Genomic DNA, 5,756 nt, shown 5'->3' on the forward strand with positions numbered 1-5,756 from the left:
ATATCAGGCATGGGCTGCTTGTAGTATTTGATTTATCGTTGTGAGAGACAATAACTCTACTACCAAATGCCCTACCTCTTCATACTCTTATTTTGGCAATGGTATTGATTTACATAAGGAATAACCCACCAATAAGTTTCACCTGATTCAGGGTGTACAAAACCATACAACCACATCCATTTATACTTTTGTATCACTGAGGCTATTGGTTGAGAGCCTTCTGGAACCCACACTCGACGCAGGATGGGATGAAGTCCCAGACGATAGCGAAGCGTTAGCGAGTCATCGAGCGTCTGTTCGTCCATGCTCCAAACCTCGATTTCGGCGTTTGGATATTGTGCTTGAAGAAACTTGAGCCTCAAATCGAGTTTTTTTTCCAGTTTTCTTGCTCAACAAGGTCACTCATCCCGTGTTCTGGCCGAGGAACACGTAGCCTGTATCTCATTTGTTGTAGATACTCCCACCCTCTGTGCCGAGTTATACGTTTTCCTGTCAATTCACTTAACCAATCTGCCACTTTGCGACCATTCCACAACCCCCCGTCTGGTGCTTTTTCTTCTAGTACTTGCCACAGTTGTGCTTGTTGTACGTCTGTAAGGAATGTTTCTTTCCCTGGGTTATGATGCCTTTGATCTCCCAATGCGCTTGTCCCCAGTTGGTTATAGCGTTTTACTAACTGATAAATCCAGATTCTTGTATATCCTGTTACTTGCGCCACTTCCTGAGTCGTTTTTCCTGTCGTTAATAGCCAAATTATTTGGTAATGACTGCGTTCTGTTGCTTCTGTCGCCTGACGATAGCGAACTAACAGTTCTTCCGTACTAATGTGGTTAACGATCGCAATCTGTTTAGGCATAAGACGTAGATCAATTCACTGCAACTGTTGCACCCTTATTATAAGTATTTATCCGAACATGATATTACTCCGCAACTCTGGCGAAATCTTCGAGGTGTGCGACCAGCTAATCATGCTTTACCGCGATGGTGTGTATACAAAAGACCCTAGCGACCAAACTATCAAGTTGATTGTTGAGAAAAATCGGCTTTACGGCAAACTCAGTACTGCAACTATGCTGTGTGATTTCTCTACTTCTCGGTTTTTGAACTTGGCGAGGTGAATTGACTCTCTTTGAGTCACATCTTCTCACCTCATGTTCACTCATACACGGATGCTTATCATATCTTTTGCGACACCCGAAAAATTCTTAGAGGACGACCTTAAAAGCTTACATCTTCCTAGTCAAGGATGCCTCTACCAGTACACCGAAACCAAAAAGCTACAAGATGCTTCAACAGCATTATACCCGAATGGCACTAAGATAAGCGTAAAGCCTTGATATTCCTGACTTTGGGTGTAGGGTGTGGGGTGTAGGGAATAAATTGGATGTTGATTATTTGACCAAGCCCCGCTGGGGCAAAGTATAGGGAATAAATAAAATACCTTAAAACACTACATCCTACCCCCGACAGCCAGCCCTGACGACGTTTCACGTTTACAAACGTACCATTCGGACGAGTACCCTTGGCATCAGTTTGACATCAAACAAACAATCAAATTTATATCTAGTAATAGCAAACCTGAGTTGTTTGAATTAGTTATAAAATTTAATATAGCTGAGAGCGGATATTTGATGAACAGTGTATAAGTTTAACTAAAGAGAAAATTCTGCTCTAGAAAAAGCTCTAAGATATAAACAGATGAATGAAAGTTTGAATGGTTGATTTTAGGAGCAAGCTTTAGTTCGATGGTCAAGCGATCGCTCCAAGCATCGCTCGTCGGGATTCAAAAAGCTAAAAAAGCGTTCGCTTATCAAGGGTGGACACAAGAAAATCTAGCTTTTAAAGTCAACTTAAAAACTCGTCAACCAATCTGGCGGTTTTTTAGTGGGCAATCGGTTGAGCGTCAAATCTTTATAGAAATTTGTTCGGTGTTGTTGTTAAATTGGCGGGAAATTACGGTTAATCCTCCAGAAGAATTTACCCAATCAAAAGAACTTGCTCCCGCTCAATTCTTAGATATTGATGCCTTAGTAAAACAGGTAAAAGCGCAACGCTTTGAGAAAATTCAAGACCAGTGCGGTACTTTGCAATTATTAGATATTAGCCGCCTCGTCAAAATCGATGAGATTTACAGCGATGTCAACATTTTGGAGGAGATAGCGAGCTTTCAGTGGTTAGAGTTTGCGGACTTGCAAAACTTGACATCAAAAGAATTTGAGTGCTTTGGTTTAGGTGAAGTATCCCAGAGACAAATTGCAGGAATCACGGCAGTTGAAACTTACTCAAAGCTGCGGGTATTGGGTAAACCGGGAACAGGTAAAACCACTTTTTTGCAACATCTGGCAATTCAATGCAACCGAGGTAGATTTGCCGCAAATCGGATACCCATTTTTGTTACCTTAAGAGATTTTGCTGACGAATCTAAAGAAATTGGGGAGTTCGATTTACTCAACTATATCCGCGAAGAATTGTTCACCTCTGGTATTTCAGATGTATCTGTGCTGGAAACTTTGTTATGGGAAGGCAGAGTTTTGCTGTTGCTAGATGGATTAGACGAAGTACTCGATCGCCAGAGCAAGGCTGTGGTTAACAACATTCGCCGACTCGCTGAAAAGTATCAAAAGAATATGTTTGTAGTGACCTGTCGCACGGGGGCAAAAGCTTTTAGCCTGAGACGCTTTACAGATGTTGAAATTGCTCCCTTGAATCAAGACCAAATTGTTGCTTTTGCTCAGAAATGGTTTACAGCACTTACGAAAACAAACATCCTAGATAGACAACAACAGGCAGTTGAGTTTATTGAGAAACTAAATTTACCGGAAAACTTACAATTCCGTAGACTTGCTGTCACCCCTTTATTTTTGCACCTTGCCTGCTGGGTTTTTCATCAGCAGAACAAATTCCCAATTCAAAAAACTAAGTTTTATAAGCAATGTTTAGACCTCTTGTTAAGCAAATGGGACGAAACTAAAGGAATTGAGCGGGATGAAGTGTACCAAGGTTTTTTATTCCCACAAAAGCTGAAGTTGCTGAGTCAAGTTGCTAGCGCGACATTTGAGCAGGGTAATTACTTTTTTGAACAACGGATTGTTGAACAATACATTAAAGACTATATCTGTGATTTGCCGAATGCTTCGACGGAACCAGAGGAATTGGAATTAGATAGTGAAGGGATACTTAAGGCAATAGAGTTGCAACATGGATTATTGACACAACGAGTGCAAGGGATTTTTTCCTTCTCTTGTTTAACTTTTCACGAATACTTAACTGCGCGCAAAATTGTTGCCAGTTATAATTTGGAAGTATTGGAACGTTTGGTGAGTCATATTACTGAACCCCGGTGGCGTGAAATCTTTTTGTTAACCGTTGCCATGCTGGGGAGTGCAGATTTTCTAGTGCAGTTGATGAAGCAACGAATTGATGCGCTAGTGGCTCAAGATCCATATTTGCAAAAATTTTTAACTTGGGCAAGCCAAAAGTCTCGTGTAGCTCCCCTGAAGCCTGCTGAAACTCGTGCGTTTTTCCTTGCCCTAGCTAGGACTCCTCACCTTACCCCGCATTTTGCCTTTGCCTGCATCTTCGATCGAGGTATTTTTCTGGATGCGGTATTAGATAACTTAGTAATTGAATGTACTATTGAGTGCAAATCTAATTTTGCTGATGCCCATGCCTGCAACAATGCCTTAAGTCATGCTTTAACAATTGTTCAAGATGCGGGCTTACGTCAAGCTTTACAACAACTTCAAGACCAACTGCCTGATTCAGAAATTAGAGAAAGATTTCAGACATGGTGGCAAACAAGTTACCCTGCCTGGATGGAAGAGTTAAAAGCTATGCTCACCAAGCATCGAAACATTGAGCATCACTGGCACTTCAGCCCTGAGCAAGAGCAAGTATTGCAACAATATTATGATGCTAATCAGTTGCTTATCGATTGTCTCAATGGCAACTGTCAGGTAACACGCGTTGTGCGACAGGAGATTGAAGCTGGTTTGTTGTTGCCGATGAAAGAACTCTCTGAGCGAGAATGGCAGGGATTGCGACCGGGCAGGGGAGGCAGTGCGTTGCGGAGGTTCCCTCTGTTGTAGCAACTGCCGTGGAGGGAAATTCGTTTTGAAAGAGTGAAATTGGATAATTTATTTTTTGGAGTTCCCTAAAACGCTTTTATTCACTAAAAAAAGGGATCTATGCTTAGACACGACATTATTGTTATTGGTACTTCGGCAGGGGGACTCAAAGCGCTGGGCGCAATCTTAGGTGCTGTGCCTGCTGAGATTGATGCTGTCTTCTTCATTGTTCAGCACCTTGCAGCAGATAAGCCCAGTATCCTACCCCAAATTCTTGCAGATGTAGGCTCTCTCCCAGCATCTCACCCGGTAGATGGAGAGTCAATTCAAACCGGGCGCATCTATGTCGCACCGCCTGATTATCACCTGTTGGTCAATCAAGGCTCAATGCGTGTCGTGCGCGGGCCTCAAGAAAACCGCTTTCGCCCCGCGATCGATGCGTTATTTCGTTCAGCCGCCCACGCTTATGGTACAAGGGTGGTAGGTGTGGTACTCACTGGCTATCTTGATGATGGCACGGTGGGGTTGCAGGCAATCAAGAAACGGGGCGGAGTAGCGATCGTTCAAGACCCGAACGAAGCAGAATACCCCAGCATGGCCAAGAGCGCCTTGCGGTATGTGAAGGTCGATTACTGCCTGCCGCTTGCAGAAATCCCAGACCTACTAGTGCAGTTATCAAAGGAATCTGCTGCCCAGGAGGAGACATATCCCGTGACCAAAGAGATCGAAATTGAATCCAAGATTGCTGAACAGCAGATGAATACCCAGGAGTTTTTAAAGAATGTAGAAGCGATCGGCACTAGAACGACTTACACCTGCCCTGAATGCAACGGCAGCATTTGGCAAATTGGCAAAGAACAGCCGCTACGGTTTCGCTGTCACATAGGGCATTCCTTTACAGCCAATGTGTTTCTGGCAGAGCAAACTCAGAATCTCGAAAATGCGCTGTGGTCGGCTGTGCGGGCAATGGAGGAAAAGGTTACATTCTCCCGTCAAATGGCAGAACAGATGAAAAACTACAATTTAACTATTGCCGCAACAAAATATGAGAATCATGCAATGAATTTGGATAAAGAGGTGTCCTTAGTTCGAGGCATAATTCTCAACGGCTTTGCCACGAAACGAACTATTGCTGCAATAGAGGAAGATCGCGCTGAGTGCTGTTAGCGGAAGCGGGGCGTTGATCCCGTGCTGAGTAAAAACCCGGTTATTTGAAGGTTTTGAGCAACCAATACTGTCCTAACCTATGTGACTACGGCTATAGTAAGTCTTTTCCCTCTGCCTCTTGTACCCAATGCCCTTTCATTTCACTGGAACTTTGACCCTAGCTACAGAGATTTCTGGTGGTTCAATGGGAACTTGTCCGAGGGTAGATGAGCCTTTCAACCACAGCAGCACTGCGGGAGTTACACCCAGCGACAAGCCTAGCAACACGGGTACAAAGAATCCAGCTGTTAAGCTCATGACTGTAGCGAAACCAAAGTTACTTAAATAAACTGCAAAAGGGATATTAAGTTGCCCTTGCTCGCAGTTAATTGGATTGTTTCTCCACAACAGTGCAGTCACACTCATAAATACTGAACTAGTGGGTCAAGTGGCATGGTCATAGCTAATCATCCTTAAAGAGAGGGACAATAAAAGAGGACGAACTCAAGTCGGTATGTCCGAGTCAAAACATGACCCGTCCTC

Annotated in this window: 5 protein-coding genes and 1 pseudogene; 3 read left to right on the plus strand and 3 right to left on the minus strand. The window is 43.5% G+C overall.

Going from position 1 to position 5,756, the window contains the following annotated elements; translation table 11 throughout:
- Positions 1-71: 71 nt before the first annotated feature.
- Positions 72-305, minus strand: a complete 234-nt coding sequence (locus H6H03_RS39030; RefSeq protein ID WP_190960334.1) for a hypothetical protein — start codon at positions 303-305, stop codon at positions 72-74.
- 53 nt (positions 306-358) lie between these two features.
- A complete protein-coding gene (locus H6H03_RS39035) occupies positions 359-856 on the minus strand; it encodes a winged helix-turn-helix domain-containing protein (protein ID WP_190960335.1) in 498 nt (165 codons plus the stop codon).
- A gap of 58 nt (positions 857-914) precedes the next feature.
- On the opposite strand from H6H03_RS39035, the gene H6H03_RS39040 reads away from it, so the two are divergent.
- From H6H03_RS39040 to H6H03_RS39050, 3 genes are all read left to right on the plus strand, one after another.
- Positions 915-1,118 (plus strand): DnaB helicase C-terminal domain-containing protein, encoded by a 204-nt coding sequence (locus H6H03_RS39040; protein ID WP_242058228.1) that lies wholly within the window; start codon positions 915-917, stop codon positions 1,116-1,118.
- 600 nt (positions 1,119-1,718) lie between these two features.
- Positions 1,719-4,088: an NACHT domain-containing protein gene (locus tag H6H03_RS39045; protein WP_242058229.1), complete on the plus strand. Its 2,370-nt coding sequence runs from the start codon at positions 1,719-1,721 to the stop codon at positions 4,086-4,088.
- Positions 4,089-4,187: 99 nt separating this feature from the next.
- On the plus strand, positions 4,188-5,234 hold the full coding sequence (locus H6H03_RS39050) for a chemotaxis protein CheB (RefSeq protein WP_190960336.1): 1,047 nt from the start codon (positions 4,188-4,190) through the stop codon (positions 5,232-5,234).
- A gap of 135 nt (positions 5,235-5,369) precedes the next feature.
- Here the strand turns inward: H6H03_RS39050 and H6H03_RS39055 are convergent.
- A pseudogene (locus H6H03_RS39055) lies at positions 5,370-5,642 on the minus strand (carotenoid biosynthesis protein); the annotation flags it as partial.
- Between the last annotated feature and the right edge of the window lie 114 nt (positions 5,643-5,756).

This window comes from Nostoc paludosum FACHB-159 (genome assembly GCF_014698835.1).
GTDB lineage: Bacteria > Cyanobacteriota > Cyanobacteriia > Cyanobacteriales > Nostocaceae > Nostoc > Nostoc paludosum.